General features: G+C 73.2%; 16 protein-coding genes. 12 read left to right on the top strand and 4 right to left on the bottom strand.

Going from position 1 to position 16,655, the window contains the following annotated elements; genetic code table 11:
* Window positions 1-12 precede the first annotated feature (12 nt).
* Entirely contained in the window at window positions 13-1,302 is a 1,290-nt protein-coding gene (locus AB0K00_RS24515; RefSeq protein WP_363523823.1) for an ATP-binding protein, read from the bottom strand.
* A gap of 141 nt (window positions 1,303-1,443) precedes the next feature.
* On the opposite strand from AB0K00_RS24515, the gene uraD reads away from it, so the two are divergent.
* The 11 genes from uraD (at window position 1,444) to AB0K00_RS24460 (ending at window position 12,023) form a co-directional block, all read left to right on the top strand.
* Entirely contained in the window at window positions 1,444-1,923 is a 480-nt protein-coding gene (gene uraD / locus AB0K00_RS24510) for a 2-oxo-4-hydroxy-4-carboxy-5-ureidoimidazoline decarboxylase (RefSeq protein WP_363523822.1), read from the top strand.
* A gap of 79 nt (window positions 1,924-2,002) precedes the next feature.
* Entirely contained in the window at window positions 2,003-2,293 is a 291-nt protein-coding gene (locus AB0K00_RS24505; protein WP_363523821.1) for a hydroxyisourate hydrolase, read from the top strand.
* Between the two features lie 3 nt (window positions 2,294-2,296).
* A complete protein-coding gene (pucL, locus tag AB0K00_RS24500; RefSeq protein WP_363523820.1) occupies window positions 2,297-3,157 on the top strand; it encodes a factor-independent urate hydroxylase in 861 nt (286 codons plus the stop codon).
* Window positions 3,145-3,996: a xanthine dehydrogenase family protein subunit M gene (locus tag AB0K00_RS24495; protein ID WP_363523819.1), complete on the top strand. Its 852-nt coding sequence runs from the start codon at window positions 3,145-3,147 to the stop codon at window positions 3,994-3,996. The genes pucL and AB0K00_RS24495 overlap by 13 nt, the downstream gene beginning before the upstream one ends.
* Entirely contained in the window at window positions 3,987-4,445 is a 459-nt protein-coding gene (locus AB0K00_RS24490) for a (2Fe-2S)-binding protein (protein ID WP_363523818.1), read from the top strand. The genes AB0K00_RS24495 and AB0K00_RS24490 overlap by 10 nt, the downstream gene beginning before the upstream one ends.
* Window positions 4,442-5,788: an 8-oxoguanine deaminase gene (locus AB0K00_RS24485; protein WP_363523817.1), complete on the top strand. Its 1,347-nt coding sequence runs from the start codon at window positions 4,442-4,444 to the stop codon at window positions 5,786-5,788. The genes AB0K00_RS24490 and AB0K00_RS24485 overlap by 4 nt, the downstream gene beginning before the upstream one ends.
* Complete coding sequence (gene pucD / locus AB0K00_RS24480) at window positions 5,785-8,040, top strand: xanthine dehydrogenase subunit D (protein ID WP_363523816.1); 2,256 nt, start codon at window positions 5,785-5,787, stop codon at window positions 8,038-8,040. Before AB0K00_RS24485 ends, pucD begins: the two co-directional genes overlap by 4 nt.
* 2 nt (window positions 8,041-8,042) lie before the next feature.
* The gene (locus tag AB0K00_RS24475) at window positions 8,043-9,206 is read left to right on the top strand and encodes a hypothetical protein (RefSeq protein ID WP_363523815.1); all 1,164 of its coding nucleotides are present in this window, start codon (window positions 8,043-8,045) and stop codon (window positions 9,204-9,206) included.
* A complete protein-coding gene (gene allB, locus AB0K00_RS24470; RefSeq protein ID WP_363523814.1) occupies window positions 9,203-10,501 on the top strand; it encodes an allantoinase AllB in 1,299 nt (432 codons plus the stop codon). Before AB0K00_RS24475 ends, allB begins: the two co-directional genes overlap by 4 nt.
* Window positions 10,498-11,445, top strand: coding sequence for an allantoicase (gene alc / locus AB0K00_RS24465; RefSeq protein WP_363523813.1), 948 nt, complete (start codon window positions 10,498-10,500; stop codon window positions 11,443-11,445). Before allB ends, alc begins: the two co-directional genes overlap by 4 nt.
* 74 nt (window positions 11,446-11,519) lie before the next feature.
* Window positions 11,520-12,023: a flavin reductase family protein gene (locus AB0K00_RS24460; RefSeq protein ID WP_363523812.1), complete on the top strand. Its 504-nt coding sequence runs from the start codon at window positions 11,520-11,522 to the stop codon at window positions 12,021-12,023.
* A gap of 42 nt (window positions 12,024-12,065) precedes the next feature.
* Here the strand turns inward: AB0K00_RS24460 and AB0K00_RS24455 are convergent, their stop codons facing one another.
* Both AB0K00_RS24455 and AB0K00_RS24450 read right to left on the bottom strand, forming a co-directional pair.
* A complete protein-coding gene (locus AB0K00_RS24455) occupies window positions 12,066-13,598 on the bottom strand; it encodes an alkaline phosphatase D family protein (RefSeq protein ID WP_363523811.1) in 1,533 nt (510 codons plus the stop codon).
* A gap of 95 nt (window positions 13,599-13,693) precedes the next feature.
* The gene (locus AB0K00_RS24450; protein ID WP_363523810.1) at window positions 13,694-14,719 is read right to left on the bottom strand and encodes a membrane dipeptidase; all 1,026 of its coding nucleotides are present in this window, start codon (window positions 14,717-14,719) and stop codon (window positions 13,694-13,696) included.
* Between the two features lie 59 nt (window positions 14,720-14,778).
* On the opposite strand from AB0K00_RS24450, the gene AB0K00_RS24445 reads away from it, so the two are divergent.
* Entirely contained in the window at window positions 14,779-15,441 is a 663-nt protein-coding gene (locus AB0K00_RS24445) for an SDR family NAD(P)-dependent oxidoreductase (RefSeq protein WP_363523809.1), read from the top strand.
* Here AB0K00_RS24445 and AB0K00_RS24440 read toward each other — a convergent pair.
* Window positions 15,431-16,459: a hypothetical protein gene (locus tag AB0K00_RS24440; RefSeq protein WP_363523808.1), complete on the bottom strand. Its 1,029-nt coding sequence runs from the start codon at window positions 16,457-16,459 to the stop codon at window positions 15,431-15,433. The genes AB0K00_RS24445 and AB0K00_RS24440 overlap by 11 nt on opposite strands.
* Window positions 16,460-16,655 lie beyond the last annotated feature (196 nt).

Here is a 16,655-nt window from a genome sequence, read left to right as displayed (position 1 = left end):
GGTCCGGCTGCGTCAGGTCCGGACGGCGCTGACCGCGGCGAGCAGGTCGGCCTGCGTGATCGGCGACGGTGGTGTGCCGTGCCGCGCCTCGTGCATCGCCTTGTCCAGCTGCGCCCGCCGCAGCGCCTCCTTGAAGTCCGCGCCCGTCAGCCCCGTCGACGCCGCGGCGAGGGCCGTGACGTCCAGGTCGTCGGCGAACAGCCGGAACCCGCCGACCTCGTGCCGTGTGATCAGCCGCCGCAGCAGCTTCGTGAGGATGTCGGCGCGGGCCTGCGGGCCGGGCGGCGGGACGGACAGCTTCAGGTCGAAGCGCCCGGAGCGGACCAGGGACGCGTCGACCCGGTCGGGGAAGTTGGTGGTCGCCACGACGATGACGTTGGGGTTGTGCTCGATGAGAGTGTTCATCTCCTGCTTGAAGATGCCCGCCACCGCGTTGATCATCTGACCGGCGGCGTCGAACGCGGCGCCGGTGTAGCTGATGATCGAGTCGAACTCGTCGAAGAGCAGGACGGTCGGGTGGCGCAGCCGCCGGGCGTCGGCGAAGATCCGCTGGATGTTCTTCTCGGAGTTGCCGACCCACTTGTCGAGGATCTCCGGGGTGCGGATCTCGCGCAGGTCGCCGCCGATCTCGTTGGCGAGGGCGCGGGCCAGCATCGTCTTGCCGGTGCCGGGCGGGCCGTAGAGCAGGATGCCCTGGGGCCTGGTGGCGCCCCAGCGGGCCATCACCTCGGGATGCCGGAAGGACACGGCCACGTCGCGGAACTGGGCGACGACGTCGTCGAGGCCGCCGACGTCGTCGAGCCGTACGGTCTCCGAACCGCCTTCGAGCAGCTCCGCGGTTTTCAGAGCGGGGCTCACGGTGACGGGGCCGGTGGCGCCGGTCAGCTCCATCACGGCGAAGATGAGCGACGGCAGGTCGGCGGAGCGCAGGACCAGGTCGGCGCCGTCCTCCTCGACCGAGACGGTCGGGTCGGGCACGGTCGTCGGGCGATCCCGGGCGCTGCGGGCCAGGCCGACGGCGATCACCGCGCCGAGGACCGCACCGGGCAGGCCGAGCAGCCGGAACAGCGCCCCGCCCGCGGCGCCGCCGACGAACGCGCGGGCGATGCCCGGCAGGCTCACCGCGTTGCGCGACCAGCGGGCCGTATAGCCGCCAGGTCCGGCGGTCAGTTCGACCCCACGGTCGGGCAGGTCGTGGCCGATCGGCCGGGCCGGGCCATCGGCGGTGATCAGGTGCGCGTCGACGATCCGCAGCGAGCGGCCCGACACCTCGATGAGCTCGATTTCCGGCCGCAACTGCATCCTTCGAGTCTGCCACGCACCCCGTGAACTGGCAGGGCTCCGAGGTACCGGAGAAAACGTGGATAAAAAACAAGAAAAGCGACAAGATCTAGACATGAAACATCCCCGGAGTAGGGTGCCGGGGATAGTGAGAGGGGGGCCATGCTCGACCGGTTCAACGGTCTGCCGCCCGCCGCGGCGCAGGAGGCCCTGCTGGCCTGCTGCGCGTTGCCCGGCTGGGCCGCCAGGGTGGCCGACCACCGCCCATATCCCACATCCGCCGACCTGGTCGTCGCCGGTGTCGCCGCGTTCGACGAGTTGACCTGGCCCGACCTGGCCACGGTCCTCGCCGCGCACCCGCGCATCGGCGAGCGTCCGTCCGGCGACACCGCCGAGGCCGCCTGGTCGCGTCGCGAGCAGTCGGGCGTCCAGGGCGCCGACGCCGAGCTCGCCGCCGCCAACCAGGCCTATGAGGACCGATTCGGCCACCTGTTCCTCATTTTCGCCAGCGGCAAGTCGGCCGACGAGATCCTTGCCGCGGCCCGCGGGCGGCTCGGCAACGACGAGGAGACCGAGCGGCGCGTCGTGCGCGGCGAGCTGCGCAAGATCGTGGAGCTACGCCTCGAGCGGCTCGTCACATGAGCGGCGCCGAGCGCAGCGCAGCGAATCAGAATGGCAGGTTGGGCTCAGGCCGGCACCGAAGCGCAGCAGAGGTGACGGCGTGAGCTTCTCCACGCATGTCCTGGACGTCTCGAAGGGGTTGCCCGTCAAAGGTGTGCCCGTGCGCCTGGAAACCCCTTCGGGCACGCACGCCGGGGTGACCGACGCCGACGGCAGATGGCGGCTCGAAACACCGTTGCAGGCCGGTCGGCACCGGCTCGTCCTTGAGACGGAGTTCGCCTCCGACTTCTTCCCCGAGGTCACCATCGTCTTCGCGGTCGCCGACGACCGGCACCATCACGTGCCGCTGCTGCTGAGCCCGTTCGGATACTCGACCTACCGAGGGAGCTGAGACGTGCCGACCTTCGCGCTCGGGCCCAACCAGTACGGCAAGGCCGAGACCCGCATCGTGCGCGTGACCCGCGGTCCGGACGGCGACGAACTGACCGACCTCAACGTCAGCGTCTCGCTGCGCGGCGACCTGGCCGCCAGCCACCTCACCGGCGACAACGCCGCGGTCCTGCCGACGGACACGCAGAAGAACACCGTCTACGCGTTCGCCAGGCAACACGGCATCGACGGCATCGAGTCCTTCGCGACCCGGCTCGCCCGGCACTTCGTCGACTCGCAGCCGAGCATCCACGGCGCGCGGGTCATCATCGAGCAGTACCCGTGGCAGCCGGTCGACGGCGCACACACCTTCCGGCGCGACGGCGGCGAGGTCCGCACCGCCACCGTCCACCACTGCGCGGACAGCACCCAGGTCGTCTCCGGGGTCTCCGGCCTGGTGCTGCTCAAGACGACCGACTCGGAGTTCCACGGCTTCGTCAAGGACGCCTGGACGACCCTGCCGGAGACCCGCGACCGGATCCTCGCCACCAGCGTCAATGCCACCTGGCGGCACGCCGGGCCGCAACCCGAGGACACCTACGACACGGCCCGGGCGGCGCTGCTGGCGGCGTTCGCGGACACGCACAGCCTGGCGTTGCAGCAGACCCTGTATGCCATGGGATCCGCCGTGCTCGCCGCCTGCCCCGGGGTCGTGGAGGTGAAGCTGTCGCTGCCCAACCGGCACCATTTCCTCGTGGACCTGGCGCCGTTCGGGCTCGACAACCCCAATGAGGTGTACTACGCCGCCGACCGGCCCTACGGGCTGATCGAAGGCTCCGTCCGGCGCGACGACGATGTCGCCGAGGAGGTCGTGTGGAGTTTCTGAGACCGTCCACCTGGGACGAGGCCCTCGCCGCGAAGGCCGAACACCCCGACGCAGTGCCGATCGCCGGTGGCACCGACATCATGGTCGAGCTCAACTTCGACCGTCGCCGGCCACCCGCCCTGCTGGACCTGACCCGCGTCGCGCCGCTCGCCGACTGGGCCACCGACGGCGACCGGCTGCGGATCGGCGCCGGCGTCACCTACCGGCGGATCATCGACGAGCTCGGCGGCCGCCTGCCCGGGCTGGCGATGGCCGCCAGGACCGTCGGCTCGCCGCAGATCCGCAACCGCGGCACCGTCGGCGGCAACCTCGGCTCGGCCTCACCCGCCGGCGACGCCCACCCGCCGCTGCTGGCCACCGGCGCCGAGGTCGAGGTCGGCTCCGTGCGGGGTGTCCGCACCGTCGCCGTCGCCGACTTCTTCCAGGGTCCCAAGCGCAGTGTCCTGGCACCCGACGAGCTCATCGCCGCGTTCCTCGTGCCGGCCGCGACCGGACCGCAGCAGTTCGCGAAGGTCGGCACCCGCAACGCGATGGTCATCGCGGTCTGCTCGTTCGCCGTCGCGCTCGACCCGGCCCGGCGCAGCATCGGCACGGGCATCGGCTCGGCCGGGCCGACCCCGCTGCGTGCCACCGACGCGGAGTCCCTGGCCGCCGAGCTGCCCTGGGACGACCGCGCGCCGCTGCCGGACGCGCTGGTGCGGCGGTTCGGCGAGCTCGTCGGCGCGGCCGCCCGACCGATCGACGACGTGCGCGGCAGCGCCGCGTATCGCCGGCACGCCCTGGCCGTCCTCGGCGGCCGCACCCTGCGCTGGGCCTGGGAGGAGCACCGATGCGCGTGAACCTGACCGTCAACGGGGAGGCCCGGCAGGCCGACGACGTCTGGCCGGGGGAGAGCCTGCTCTATGTGCTGCGCGAACGCCTCGGCCTGCCCGGCGCGAAGAACGCCTGCGAACAGGGCGAATGCGGCTCCTGCACCGTCTACCTCGACGGGACCCCGGTCTGTGCCTGCCTCGTCGCCGCCGGCCAGGCGGAGCACCGCGACGTGCGGACCGTCGAGGGCCTGCCGGGCACGGACGGGCTCGACCCGGTGCAGCAGGCGTTCCTGACCGCCGGTGCCGTCCAATGTGGATTCTGTACCCCCGGCCTCGTCGTGGCCGTCCACGACCTCCTGGCGCGCAACCCGAGCCCCAGCGACCCCGACATCCGCGAGGCCCTGGCGGGCAACCTGTGCCGGTGCACCGGCTACGAGAACATCGTCGCAGCGGTGAAACTGGCGGCCGGCGCATGATCGTCATCGAACACTGCGCGGTGTCCACCGTGGACGGTGCCGGCACCGAGTACACCGACGGGCACATCGTCGTGGAGGGCAACCGGATCGTCGCGGTCGGACCCGGCGCGTACGCGGGCCTACCGGGCGCGACCCGGTTCGACGGCACCGGCTGCCTCGCCACCCCCGGACTCGTCAACACCCACCACCACCTGTACCAGTCGGCCACCCGCGGCTACGCCCAGCAGGAGATCCTGTTCGGCTGGCTCACCGAGCTGTACCCGGTCTGGGCCCGCATCGACGCCGGGATCGTGCACGCCGCCGCAACCGCCGGCCTCGCCCAGCTCGCGCTGTCCGGCTGCACGACCAGCACCGACCACCAGTACGTGTTCCCCCGCGACGGCGGCGACATCCTCGCCGCGGAGATCGACGCGGCCGCGGCGGTCGGGCTGCGCTTCCACCCCTGCCGCGGGTCGATGGACCTGTCCGAAAAGGACGGTGGCCTGCCGCCGGACAGCGTCGTCGAGGACACCGACGCGGCCCTCGCCGCGACGAAGGACGCGATCGACCGCTTCCACGACCCGTCGCCGGGTGCGATGGTGCGCATCGCGGTCGCGCCGTGCAGCCCGTTCTCCGTCACGCCGCGGCTCATGCGCGAGGCCGCGGACCTGGCCCGCGCCGAGGGCGTGCGGATGCACACCCACCTCGCCGAGACGATCGAGGAGGAGGAGTACTGCCGGAAGATCCACAACTGCACGCCGGTGGAGTACGCCGAGTCGCTCGGCTGGCTCGGCGACGACGTGTGGCTCGCCCACGCCGTGCACCTCGACCCCGGCGCGATCGAGAAACTCGGCGCGACCGGCACGGGTGTCGCGCACTGCCCGAGCTCCAACGGCCGGCTCGGCGCGGGCATCGCACCCGTCCGTGACCTGCTCGACGCCCGCGTCCCCGTCGGCCTCGGCGTCGACGGCGCCGCGTCCCAGGAGGCCGGGCAGCTCGGCGCCGAACTGCGCCAGGCCCTGTACCTGGCCCGGCTGCGTGGCGGGCCGGCGGCGCTCACCGCCCGTGAGTCGCTGGCGCTCGGCACCATCGGCGGCGCCCGCTGCCTCGGCCGCGACGACGAGCTCGGCTCGCTGGAACCCGGCAAGCTCGCCGACATCGCGCTGTGGCGCCTCGACGGCCTCGGTCACGCCGGCATCGAGGACCCGGTCGCGGCGCTGGTCTTCGGCCCGCCCGCCCCGCTGCGGCTGCTCCTGGTCGGCGGCCGCGCGGTGGTACAGGACGGCGAACTGTCCACGTTGGACGAATCGGCGGTGGCGGCATCTCTGGCACGGGCCGCCCGCACCCTCCGGGAGAGCCGATGAGCGTCACCACGACCGGAAACAAAGCGGGCATCGGCACGTCGCCGCTGCGGCCCGACGGGACGCTGAAGGTCACCGGCGAGTTCGCGTTCTCCTCGGATTTGTGGGCGGACCGGATGCTGTGGGGCGCGACGCTGCGCAGCCCGCACCCCCGGGCCAGGATCGTCCGCATCGACCTCACCGGCGCCGTCGCCACCACCGGCGTGCACGCCGTGCTCACCGCCGAGGACGTCCCCGGCAAGAAGCTGTACGGCCTGGAACACGCCGACCAGCCGGTCCTCGCCATGGGTCAGGTCCGTTACTCCGGCGAGCCGGTGGCGATCGTCGCCGCCGACCACCCCGAGACCGCCCGCCGGGCCGCCGCCGCGATCGTCGTGGAGTACGAGGTGCTGCCGCCCATTGTGGACAGCGTGCTTGCCATGCAGGACTCGTCGGAGCGCGTCCACGACCGGGGCAACCTGCTGCGGCACGTGCCGATCCGCAAAGGGGATCCGGCCGCGGCCGCGGCGGTCGTCGTCACCGGCGAGTACGAGGTCGGCATGCAGGACCAGGCGTTCCTCGGCCCCGAGTCCGGCCTGGCGATCCCGGCCGAGGACGGCGGCGTCGACCTGTTCATCGCCACTCAGTGGCTGCACGGCGACCTCGGCCAGGTCGCCGACTGTCTCGGCCTGCCACCAGAGAAGGTCCGGCTGAGCCTCGCCGGGGTCGGCGGCGCGTTCGGCGGCCGCGAGGACGTCAGCATGCAGGTCCACGCGTGCATGCTGGCGCTGCACACCGGCCGCCCCGTGAAGATGGTCTACTCCCGCGAAGAATCGTTCCACGGCCACGTCCACCGGCATCCGGCGCGGATGTGGTACGAGCACGGCGCCGATCGTGACGGCCGGCTGGTGTACGTGAAGGCCCGCATCGTGCTCGACGGCGGGGCGTACGCGTCCACGTCGATGGCCGTCGTGGCGAACGCGACGACGCTCGGGATCGGCCCGTACGCCGTGCCCAACGTCGTCATGGACGGTTACGCGGTCTACACCAACAACCCGCCGTGCGGCGCCATGCGCGGCTTCGGTGCGGTCCAGGCGTGCTTCGCCTACGAGTCCCAGATGGACAAGCTCGCCGCGGCGCTCGGCCTCGACCCCGTCGACGTCAGGGTCCGCAACGCCCTCGCCCCCGGCGACACCATGCCGACCGGCCAGGTCGTGCGTGGCCCCGCACCGGTCGCGGACCTGCTCGACCGGGTCCGCGCCGCCGACCCGCCCCCGCCGCGCGGCGACGACCTGCGACACATGCCCGGCGGCGTCGCCAACACCACGCACGGTGAAGGGGTCCGCCGCGGCGTCGGGTACGGCATCGGCATCAAGAACGTCGGCTTCTCCGAAGGGTTCGACGACTACTCCACCGCCCGCGTCCGCCTCGAGGTCGTCGGAGGGGAGGCGGCCGCCGTCGTGCACACCGCCGCCGCCGAGGTCGGCCAGGGCCTCGTCACGATCCAGGCCCAGATCGTGCGCACCGAGCTCGGCGTCGAGCAGGTCACCGTCGCCACCGCCGACACCAGCGTCGGCAGCGCCGGCTCCAGCTCAGCGTCGCGGCAGACGTACGTGACCGGCGGCGCCGTCAAGGCCGCCTGCGAGGCGGTCCGGGCGGCCGTCCTGCGGCGCGCCGGCCGCGACGACGTCACGCTGCGCGGCGGGCAGCTCGTCACCGCCGGCGGCGAGGTCGTCGCGGACCTCGTCGACGTGCTCGCCGACGAGCCGATCGAGGAGACCGTCGAGTGGCGGCACAAGCCGACCCACCCCCTCGACCCGCGCACCGGGCAGGGCGACGCGCACGTGCAGTATGCGTTCGCCGCGCACCGCGCCACCGTCGACGTCGACGTCGAACTCGGCCTGGTGCGCGTCGTGGAGATCGCCACCGCCCAGGACGTCGGCCGGGCGCTGCACCCGCAGTCGGTCCGCGGCCAGATCGCCGGCGGCACCGCGCAAGGGCTCGGCCTGGCGGTCATGGAGGAGATCCAGGTCGTCGATGGGCTCATCCGCAACCCGTCGTTCACCGACTACCTCATCCCCACCATCCTCGACGTCCCGCCGATGCACATCGACGTGCTCGAACTCGGCGACCCCGAGGCGCCCTACGGCCTGCGCGGCGTCGGCGAGCCACCGACGATCTCCTCCACCCCGGCGATCGTCGCCGCGATCCGCGCCGCGACCGGGCTCGCGCTCAACCGGGTGCCGGTGCGACCCGAACACCTGACGGGGACCTGACGATGGGACTCACCGACCTCGACCTCGAGGAGCTCCTGGCCGGCGCCGAACACCTCGACCGGACCGCGCTGCCCGGCCAGGTCGACGACACGGTGACGCGGCGACCGGTGCACACCTGTTACGTGCCCGCCGACCGCTTCGGGGCGGCCACCGTCACCGACTGGGGCGCGCAGGCCCTGCAGGCCATCGACGAGCACGGCCTGCCGGACTTCGACGAGTCCACAGTGGACATGGTACGGGCGAAGCTCGCCGCCGATCCCGTCGAGGACCTGCGGGTCGACTTCGAGGACGGCTACGGCCTGCGCCCCGACGACGTCGAGGACGCGCACGCCCTGGCCGCCGGTGCAGCCCTGCGCGCGTCCCCGACGCCCTTCAGCGGGCTGCGGATCAAGAGCCTGGAACCGGCGACGGTGCTGCGCGGTGCCCGTACCCTCGACCTGGTCCTGACCGCGCTCGGCCCGCCGCCGCCCGGGTTCGTCGTCACCATCCCGAAGCCGACCTCGGTCGCGCACGTGGACATCGCGGTCCTGCTGTGCCGGCAGCTCGAACACGCGCACGGCCTGGAGGAGGGGCGGCTGCGCTTCGAGCTGCAGGTCGAGACCCCGCAGGCGGTCCTCGGCGCCGACGGCCGGTCGCCGCTGCCGCAGATGATCCTCGCCGCGCACGGCCGGCTCACCGGCCTGCACTACGGCACGTACGACTACAGCACCGCACTCGGCGTCGCCCCCGCGCACCAGGCCCTCGACCACCCGGTCGCCGACCACGCCAAGTCGGTCATGCAGGTCGCGGCCGCCGGCACCGGCGTGCACGTCGCCGACGGCTCGACCAACGTCCTCCCGGTCGGTGACACCGCCGCCGTGCACGCCGCCTGGCAGCTGCACGCCCGGCTGGTGCGCCGTGGCCTGGAACGCGGCATCTACCAGGGCTGGGACCTGCACCCCGCGCAGCTGCCGACCCGGTACGCGGCGACGTTCTCCTTCTACCTCGACGGGCTGCCGGAGGCCCGTCGCCGCCTCGACAACTACCTGTCCCGCCGGGACAGCGGCATCCTCGACGAGCCCGCCACCGCCCGCGCCATCGCCCGCTTCCTGCTCCGCGGTGTCCACTGTGGAGCTCTGTCGGCGTCGTCCGTGGGGCGGCCCATCGAGGAACTGGAGACGCTGTGACGTTCACGCTGCGCTCGCGGCAGGTGTACCTCCCGGACGGCCCACGCCCGGCGACCGTCACCGTCCACGACGGGCGCATCGTCGCCGTCGGCGACGTCGACGCCGGGTGCGATCAGGACCTCGGTGACCTGGTGCTGCTGCCGGGGCTCGTCGACACCCACGTGCACGTCAACGAGCCCGGCCGCACCGAATGGGAGGGCTTCGCCACCGCCACCCGAGCCGCGGCCGCCGGCGGCGTCACCACCATCGTCGACATGCCGCTCAACTCGCTGCCGCCGACGACGACCGTCGCCGCGCTGCGGGAGAAGCAGGCGGCCGCGACCGGCCAGTGCCACGTCGACGTCGGCTTCTGGGGCGGCGCGATCCCCGGCAACGCCGCCGACCTGCCCGCGCTGCACGACGCCGGGGTCTTCGGCTTCAAGAGCTTCCTGGTCGACTCCGGCGTCCCCGAGTTCCCGCCGCTGGACCGCGACGGCCTCGCGACCGCGTTCGCCAGCGTCGATGCGCTGTTCATCGTGCACGCCGAGGACCCCGCGCAGCTGCGCGACGCGGTCGCGTCCCGCACCTACGCCGACTTCCTCGCGTCCCGCCCGCCGGCGGCCGAGGTCAGCGCGATCGGCACCGCCCTCGCCGTCGCCGCCGCGGCGGACGCCAGACTGCACATCCTGCACCTGTCGGCCTCCTCCGCGCTGCCGCTGCTGCGCGAGGCCGTCGCGGGCGGGGTCCGGGTCACCGCCGAGACCTGCCCGCACTACCTGACCCTCGACGCTTTCGCCGTCCCCGACGGTGCCACCGAGTTCAAGTGCTGCCCGCCGATCCGCGACGCCGTCAACCAGGACGGGCTGTGGGCCGGCCTCGCCGACGGTACGATCGGCGTCGTCGTGTCCGACCACTCACCCAGTACGCCACACCTGAAACGGCGCGACAGCGGGGACTTCGCCGCCGCGTGGGGCGGGATCGCCTCGCTGCAACTCGGGCTCAGCGCCGTGTGGACCGCGGCGCAGGAGCGCGGCTTCACCCTCGCCGACGTGGTGCGGTGGATGGCGCAGGGCCCCGCCGACCTCGTCGGGCTGCGCCGCAAGGGCCGCATCGAGCCGGGCGCCGACGCCGACCTCGTCGCGTTCGCCCCCGACGAGCCCTTCGTCGTCGACGCGACCGCCCTGCACCACCGGCACCCGGTGACGCCCTACGCCGGCGCCGCGCTGCGCGGCGTGGTGCACACCACCTGGCTGCGGGGGGTCCCGGTCGGGGACACTCCACACGGGACGTTCCTGCGGCGGGAGGATGACCGATGACATTCACGGAGCTGCCGGACCTGGCCTCCAGAGTCCTCGGCGGCGGCGTCGTCGACGCCAACGACGAGTTCTTCGCCGCCCGCGACAACCTGGTGAACCCGGAGCCGTCCACGTTCGAGACGTGGACGTTCGGGCCCAAAGGCAAGGTCTACGACGGCTGGGAGACCCGCCGGCGCCGCACCCCGGGCCACGACTGGGCCGTCGTGCGGCTCGGCGCCCCCGGCGCCGTCCACGGCGTCGTCGTCGACACCGCCCACTTCACCGGCAACTACCCGCCGCACGTCTCCGTCGAGGGCTGCGCGGTCCCCGGCCATCCCGCGCCGGCCGCGCTGACCGGCTGGTTCCCCCTGGTCGAGAAGTCCGCGGTCAAGGGCGACACCCGCAACCTCTTCGAGGTCAGCGACCACCGGCGGGTCACCCACGTACGGCTCAACATCTTCCCCGACGGCGGCGTCGCCCGCCTGCGCGTGCACGGCGTCGTCGAGGCCGACCCGGCGCTGCTGCACGGCATGACCGTCGACCTGGCCGCGCTGGAGCTCGGCGGCCTCGTCGTGGACTGCAGCAACCGCTTCTACGGCTCCGCCAACAACCTCATCCTGCCCGGCCAGGCCCGCGTCATGGGCGAGGGCTGGGAGACCGCCCGCCGCCGCGACGACGGCAACGACTGGGTCCTCGTCCGCCTCGCCGCGGCCGGCACGATCCGCCTCGCCGAGCTCGACACCACCCACTTCAAAGGCAACGCACCCGGCGCGGCCCGGCTCCGCGGTACCGTCGACCCCTCCTCGGAATCGGCATGGTTCGATCTGCTGCCCCGGGTCGACCTGCAACCCGACACCCGGCACCGCTTCCGCCTCGACAGCACCACCCCCGCCACCCACGTCCGCCTCGACGTCTACCCCGACGGCGGCATGGCCCGCCTCCGCCTGTTCGGCGAGACCGCCTGACGTCGGTGGTTGCATCTGGTACTCGCGGGTAAGGTTCTCCTAACCAGGGCACCGGGCCGCGACAGGAGGACGGGGTGACGGCTACCGCGATCGACTCCGGGCTGTTCCGGCGCGTCCTGCGTCGTCATGCCGCCGCCGTGGTCGTTGTCACGGCGCCGGGCGAGCCGCAGACGGGGTTCACCGCCACATCCTTCACATCCGTCTCGCTGGACCCGCCGCTGGTCTCCTTCTGCGTGGCCAGGGCGGCCTCCGCGTGGCCGACGGTCCGCGGCGCCGGTCTGGTCGCCGTTCACGTGCTCACCGCCGGCCAGGAGTCGGTCGCCCGCACGTTCGCCGCCCGGGGCACGGACCGTTTCGCCGAGCACGCGGACGCCGGCGGCACCTGGACCCCCGGCCCCGACGGGGTGCCCATCCTCGACGACGTCCTCGCGGTGCTCATCTGCGAGGTCGTCAACCACGTCGAGGCCGGCGACCACGTCATCGTCGTCGCCTCGCCGGTGCACGCCGCGCACCACTCCGACAGCACGGCGACACCGCTGGTGTACCACGACGGCGCGTACACGGCACTGGACCGCTGACCGTCCCGCCCGGCTGGCCTGCCGGGCGGGTTGAGCACGGGGTCAGTGGCGGCCGCTGTCCAGGGTGGTGGTCCACAGGACCGCGCCGTCCAGGTCGCGCAGCCGGACTGTGAGGTCACGGCTCCACGGGTCGATCTCTACCTCGCCGAAGTGCTGGAACCCGCCCATCGGCGACGTGTTGGCGACCGGCGGCGCGTGCACGAACGCCGCCTGCGGGCCGAAGGTGCCGTCGAGGGCGTTCGGGCCGAACGCGCCCGCGTTCGCCGGCCCGGAGACGAACTCCCAGAACGGCGTGAAGTCCTGCACCGCGGCGCGGGCCGGGTCGTAGTGGTGCGCGGCCGTGTAGTGGACGTCGGCGGTGAGGAACACGATGCCCCGCACCCCACCGCGGTGCGCGGCCCGCAGCACCTCGGCGAACTCCAGCTCGCGGCCGAGCGGGGCACCGCCGTCGCCCTGCGCCACGCCCTCCTGCGCGGTCGCCCCGTCGGGCACGACCAGGCCGAGCGGCAGGTCCGCCGCGATGATCTTCCAGGTCGCGGTCGACGCGCGCAGCGAACGGATCAGCCAGGCGCGCTGCTCGGCGCCGAGCAGGCCACGGTGCGGGTCGGCGTACGTGTTGGCGTCGTTGGGGTCCTTGTACGTGCGCATGTCGAGCTTGAACACGTCCAGCAGCGGACCGTAGGAGTATTTGCGGTACACCGGGCCGGGGGCGAGCGGCGCCCACTCGAAGAACGCCTGCTTGGCGCGGGCGGCGAGCACGTCGACGCGGCGCTCGGTGTACCGCGCGTCGTCCAGGACCTCACCCGGGTACCAGTTGTTGAGCACCTCGTGGTCGTCCCACTGGTTGAGCTGCGGCACCTCGGCCAGGAACGCCTTGAAGTGCGTGTCGAGCAGGTTGTACGCGAACTGTCCCCGGTACTCCTCGAGCGTCTCCGCAACCTTGGCCTTCGCCGGGGTGACCACGTTGCGCCAGACCCGCCCGTCGGGCAGGGTGACGGTCTCGGCGAGCGGGCCGTCGGAGTAGACGGTGTCGCCGCTGCACAGGTAGAAGTCCGGCTTGACGGCGCGCATGGCCCGGAAAATGCGCATCCCGCCGAAGTCCGGGTTGATCCCCCAGCCCTGCCCGTTGATGTCGCCGGTCCAGACGAACCGGATCCCGCGGTGGCGGTCGGGGAGGCCGAACGAGCCGGTGAGCGGCTCGCTGGAACGCTCGGCCTCGACCCGCACCCGGTAGTAGGTGCGCCCGCCGGCGTGGGGACCGGGCACCTTGAGCTTGCCGGTGAAGTCGCCGGCGGCGTCGACGACCGGCCCCCGCAGCGTCCGGGCGTGCTTGAAGTCCGGGCGGTCGCTGAGCTCGACGAACATGCGGCCGGCCCGGTCGGCGCGGGTCCACACGTAGGCCGAGTCGCCGGTGACCTCGCCGCTCTGCACGCCGTGGGTGAGCACCGGGCGACCCGACGGGTGGAATGCCGCGGCGGGCGCCGCGGTCAGGATGCTGGGCGCCGCGACACCGGTGGCGGCCGCGGCGGTCGCGCCGAGGACCAGGCGCCGGCTTACGAACGGAGAATTCGTCATGTACCGAGATCTATCGAACCGAGTCGACGCGCAGGTGAACGTGTCCGTGCCAGCCGACGAAACCGGCGGGGTGCGCCGGAGCCCGTGGTGACCGGTCAGGCAGTGGACGCGCCGGTCGCGTCGCCGGGCGTGGCGCCGGGTCCGGGCCGGCGCGGTGGTGCCGGACCCCAGACCTCCGCGGCGACGCGGCGGAAGTTGCCGCCCAGGATCGCGGTGACGGCGTCCGGTGGGTAGCCCCTGCCTTCGAGCGCCGCCTCGACCCGCAGCAGCCCCTCCGGCGGCATGAACTCGATCGGGCCCCAACGGGTGTAGCTGGCCGGGAACAGCTCCGGGTTGCTCGTCAGCTCCAGGTTGAAGTCCTCGTGGTCGAACGGGAAGTCGCTTGCAACGCCGACGTGCTCGGGTCCGACCAGGTCGACCGCGTAGTCGATGTGCCGGACCAGCGCGTCGACGGAGGCGTCGTTCGGCCCGAGGAAGATCCCGACGCCGGTGACGCCGACGACCCCGCCGGTCTCGGCGCACGTCCTGGCCTGCTCGTCGGTCACGTTGCGCGGGTGGTCCCACAGGCCGCGCATCGAGGAGTGGCTGTAGACCATCGGGCGCCGGGTCGCCTCCGCCAGGTCGAGACCGGTCCGGACGCTGCAGTGCGAACCGTCCACGACCATGCCGACGGCGTTCATCTCCCGCACCAGGGCCCGCCCGTACGCGGTCAGCCCCTCGTCGACCTGGTCGAGGCAGCCCGACCCCGCGGCGTTGCGCAGGTTGTAGGTCGGCAGCATCGTGCGCACGCCGAGGTCGAAGAACTCCTGGACGAGCCCCAGGTCCCCTTCGAGCGGCCCGGAGTCCTCGAGGTCGAAGGCGACCGCGATCCCGCCGTCCCGGTGCACCTCGTCGACGGCGGCGACCGTGTCGCCGAGCACCAGGTCCTCCTCAAGTGCCACCCCGGCGCGGAACGCCGCAAGCAGCTTGCGGACCTCGTCGGCGCTGTGCGGCGCATACCCGACGTTGACCGACGCGAACGTGCCGCCGGCCCGCCGGTAGCGGCGCAGCTCACCGACCCGCGCCCGGGTCGACAGCGGCAGGCAGGTGTGCTGCTCCCACAGCAACCGGTGACTCGTCACGACCCGAACCGTACCCGTCGCGGCGTTGCCCGCGGCGGACCCGCCGCTACGCTCGTCGGGTGAAACGCGCCCTGGTGGTCGGCAACAGCGACGGCATCGGCCTGGCCCTCACCCACCGGCTGCTCGCCGAGGGCTGGAGCGTCGTCGGCGTGTCCCGCAGCCCGCGGGAGGGGATCGTGCAGCACGTCGTGGACGTGACCGCCGACGCGTTCCCCGGGGTCCTCGCGGAGATCGGCCCGGTCGACCTGTGCGTCTACGCGGCCGGCGTCGGTGAGCTGTTCGACCCGGCGGACCTCGCGGCGCAGACCAGAGCCCTCGAGGTCAACCTGATCGGCGCGGCCCGGACCGTCGAGGCCGTCGTGCCGGGGATGCTCGCGGCCGGCGGCGGGCACGTCATCGGCCTGTCCAGCCTCGCCGACGTGCTCATCTCCGCCGACGCGCCCGGGTATGCCGCCTCGAAGGCCGGGCTCACCTCGCTGCTGCTCGGGCTGTCCGCCGCGCTGCGCCCCCACGGGGTCGCGGTCACCGCGGTCCGGTTCGGCTTCGTCGACACGAAGATGGCCAAGGGCGCGGCGAAACCCATGATGGTCGGGGTCGACCGCGCGGTGGACGTGCTCATGCACGCGATCCGCAGCCGCCGGCCGGTCGTGTCCTACCCGAGGAGGATGTCGGTCGCGGCCCGGGTGCTGCGGCTGGTGACGAGGAGCACCCTCAAGCGGTGAGCTCGGCCTCGTGCCGGACCGCGTCGTCGAGGCGGCGGCGCAGGGCGTACACCTGGCGCAGGACGTGGCCGATGGGCAGTCCCGGTTCGACCTCGGTGTGCCCGTCGTCCCGGGCGTCGCGGACCAGCCGCTCGGCGACCTCGTCCAGTGCGTCGTCACCCTCGAACAGCAGGCGGTAGGCGCGTTCCTTCGTCTCTGGCGGCGGCGCGGCGGCGCGCAGCCCGGTCCACTGGTCGTCCAGCCAGCAGTCCAGGACGCCGGTGAGCACGAGCACCGCGTTGGTCCGGTCGTGCGGGTCGGTCGCGGCGGCGACGTGGGCGTCGAAGCGTCCGCGCAGGTCGGTGACGCTCAACCCGGCGGCGAGGGCGCCGCGCAGCGCCCAGCGGACCGTCCCGGTCGAGCCCGACCACGTCTCCCACGTCGGGCTCCACAGCGCCAGGTCGAACGCCTCCCGGCCGGCGTCGCCGAGCAGCGCCAGGCCGAGCAGCAGTCCACCGTTGCAGTCCGTCGACGCATGGTTCGTGCCCCAGTCGAGGAGCCGCTCCGCCCAGGTCGGGTCGCCGGTCTTCACCGCCAGGGCGGGCAACAGCTCGGGAAACAGCCCGTGACCCTCGTGCCGGCGCAGTTCCGCCCCGACGTCGATGCCGTCGCACCTGAGGTGGACGAGGCCGAGGACCGCGGCGCACTGCGCGTCCCAGTCGCCGCGGAGCACCTGGTCCCAGAGGATGAGCGCCGCGGCCTCGTGCCCGAGGTAGCCGACGGCGTGCAGCACTTCAGGGTTGCGTTCGTGCACGCTGAGCAGCGCTTCCGCGGTGGACGGGTCGCCGTGGCAGGCGAGGACGGGCAACAGCGCGTTGCCGGCGGCCGGGTCGCGCAGGAACACGGGCAGCAGCGCGCTCGCGTCGTCGGCGTCGCCGCTGCGCCGGATCGCCCGGACCGCGGCGCGGACCCAGACGTCATGCTCGCCGCCCACCCCGCGGGCGTGGCGGGCGATCAGCTTACGAGTGATCTCCAGCATTGCCCGCCGACTCTAACGGCCGCCATCACCCCGGGCCACCGCGCACGGCCGCGGCGCACGGCCACCGCGCATGGGCACCGCTCACGGCCACGGTCGCGGCGCGCGGTCACGGTGCGCGGTCACGGTGCGCGGTCACGGTGCGCGGTCACGGTGCGCGGTCACGGTGCGCGGTCACGGTGCGCGGTCACGGTGCGCG

Source organism: Dactylosporangium sp. NPDC049525 (assembly GCF_040676755.1).
GTDB lineage: Bacteria > Actinomycetota > Actinomycetes > Mycobacteriales > Micromonosporaceae > Dactylosporangium.
This window is presented reverse-complemented; position numbering and strand designations above follow the sequence as displayed.

What these genes read in the sequence shown, in the direction of transcription:
- AB0K00_RS24515 (WP_363523823.1), bottom strand. Translation starts at nt 1,302, where the DNA reads ATGCAGTTGCGGCCGGAAATCGAGCTCATCGAGGTGTCGGGCCGCTCG.
- uraD (WP_363523822.1), top strand. Translation starts at nt 1,444, where the DNA reads ATGCTCGACCGGTTCAACGGTCTGCCGCCCGCCGCGGCGCAGGAGGCC.
- AB0K00_RS24490 (WP_363523818.1), top strand. Translation starts at nt 3,987, where the DNA reads ATGCGCGTGAACCTGACCGTCAACGGGGAGGCCCGGCAGGCCGACGAC.
- AB0K00_RS24485 (WP_363523817.1), top strand. Translation starts at nt 4,442, where the DNA reads ATGATCGTCATCGAACACTGCGCGGTGTCCACCGTGGACGGTGCCGGC.
- pucD (WP_363523816.1), top strand. Translation starts at nt 5,785, where the DNA reads ATGAGCGTCACCACGACCGGAAACAAAGCGGGCATCGGCACGTCGCCG.
- AB0K00_RS24475 (WP_363523815.1), top strand. Translation starts at nt 8,043, where the DNA reads ATGGGACTCACCGACCTCGACCTCGAGGAGCTCCTGGCCGGCGCCGAA.
- alc (WP_363523813.1), top strand. Translation starts at nt 10,498, where the DNA reads ATGACATTCACGGAGCTGCCGGACCTGGCCTCCAGAGTCCTCGGCGGC.
- AB0K00_RS24455 (WP_363523811.1), bottom strand. Translation starts at nt 13,598, where the DNA reads ATGACGAATTCTCCGTTCGTAAGCCGGCGCCTGGTCCTCGGCGCGACC.
- AB0K00_RS24440 (WP_363523808.1), bottom strand. Translation starts at nt 16,459, where the DNA reads ATGCTGGAGATCACTCGTAAGCTGATCGCCCGCCACGCCCGCGGGGTG.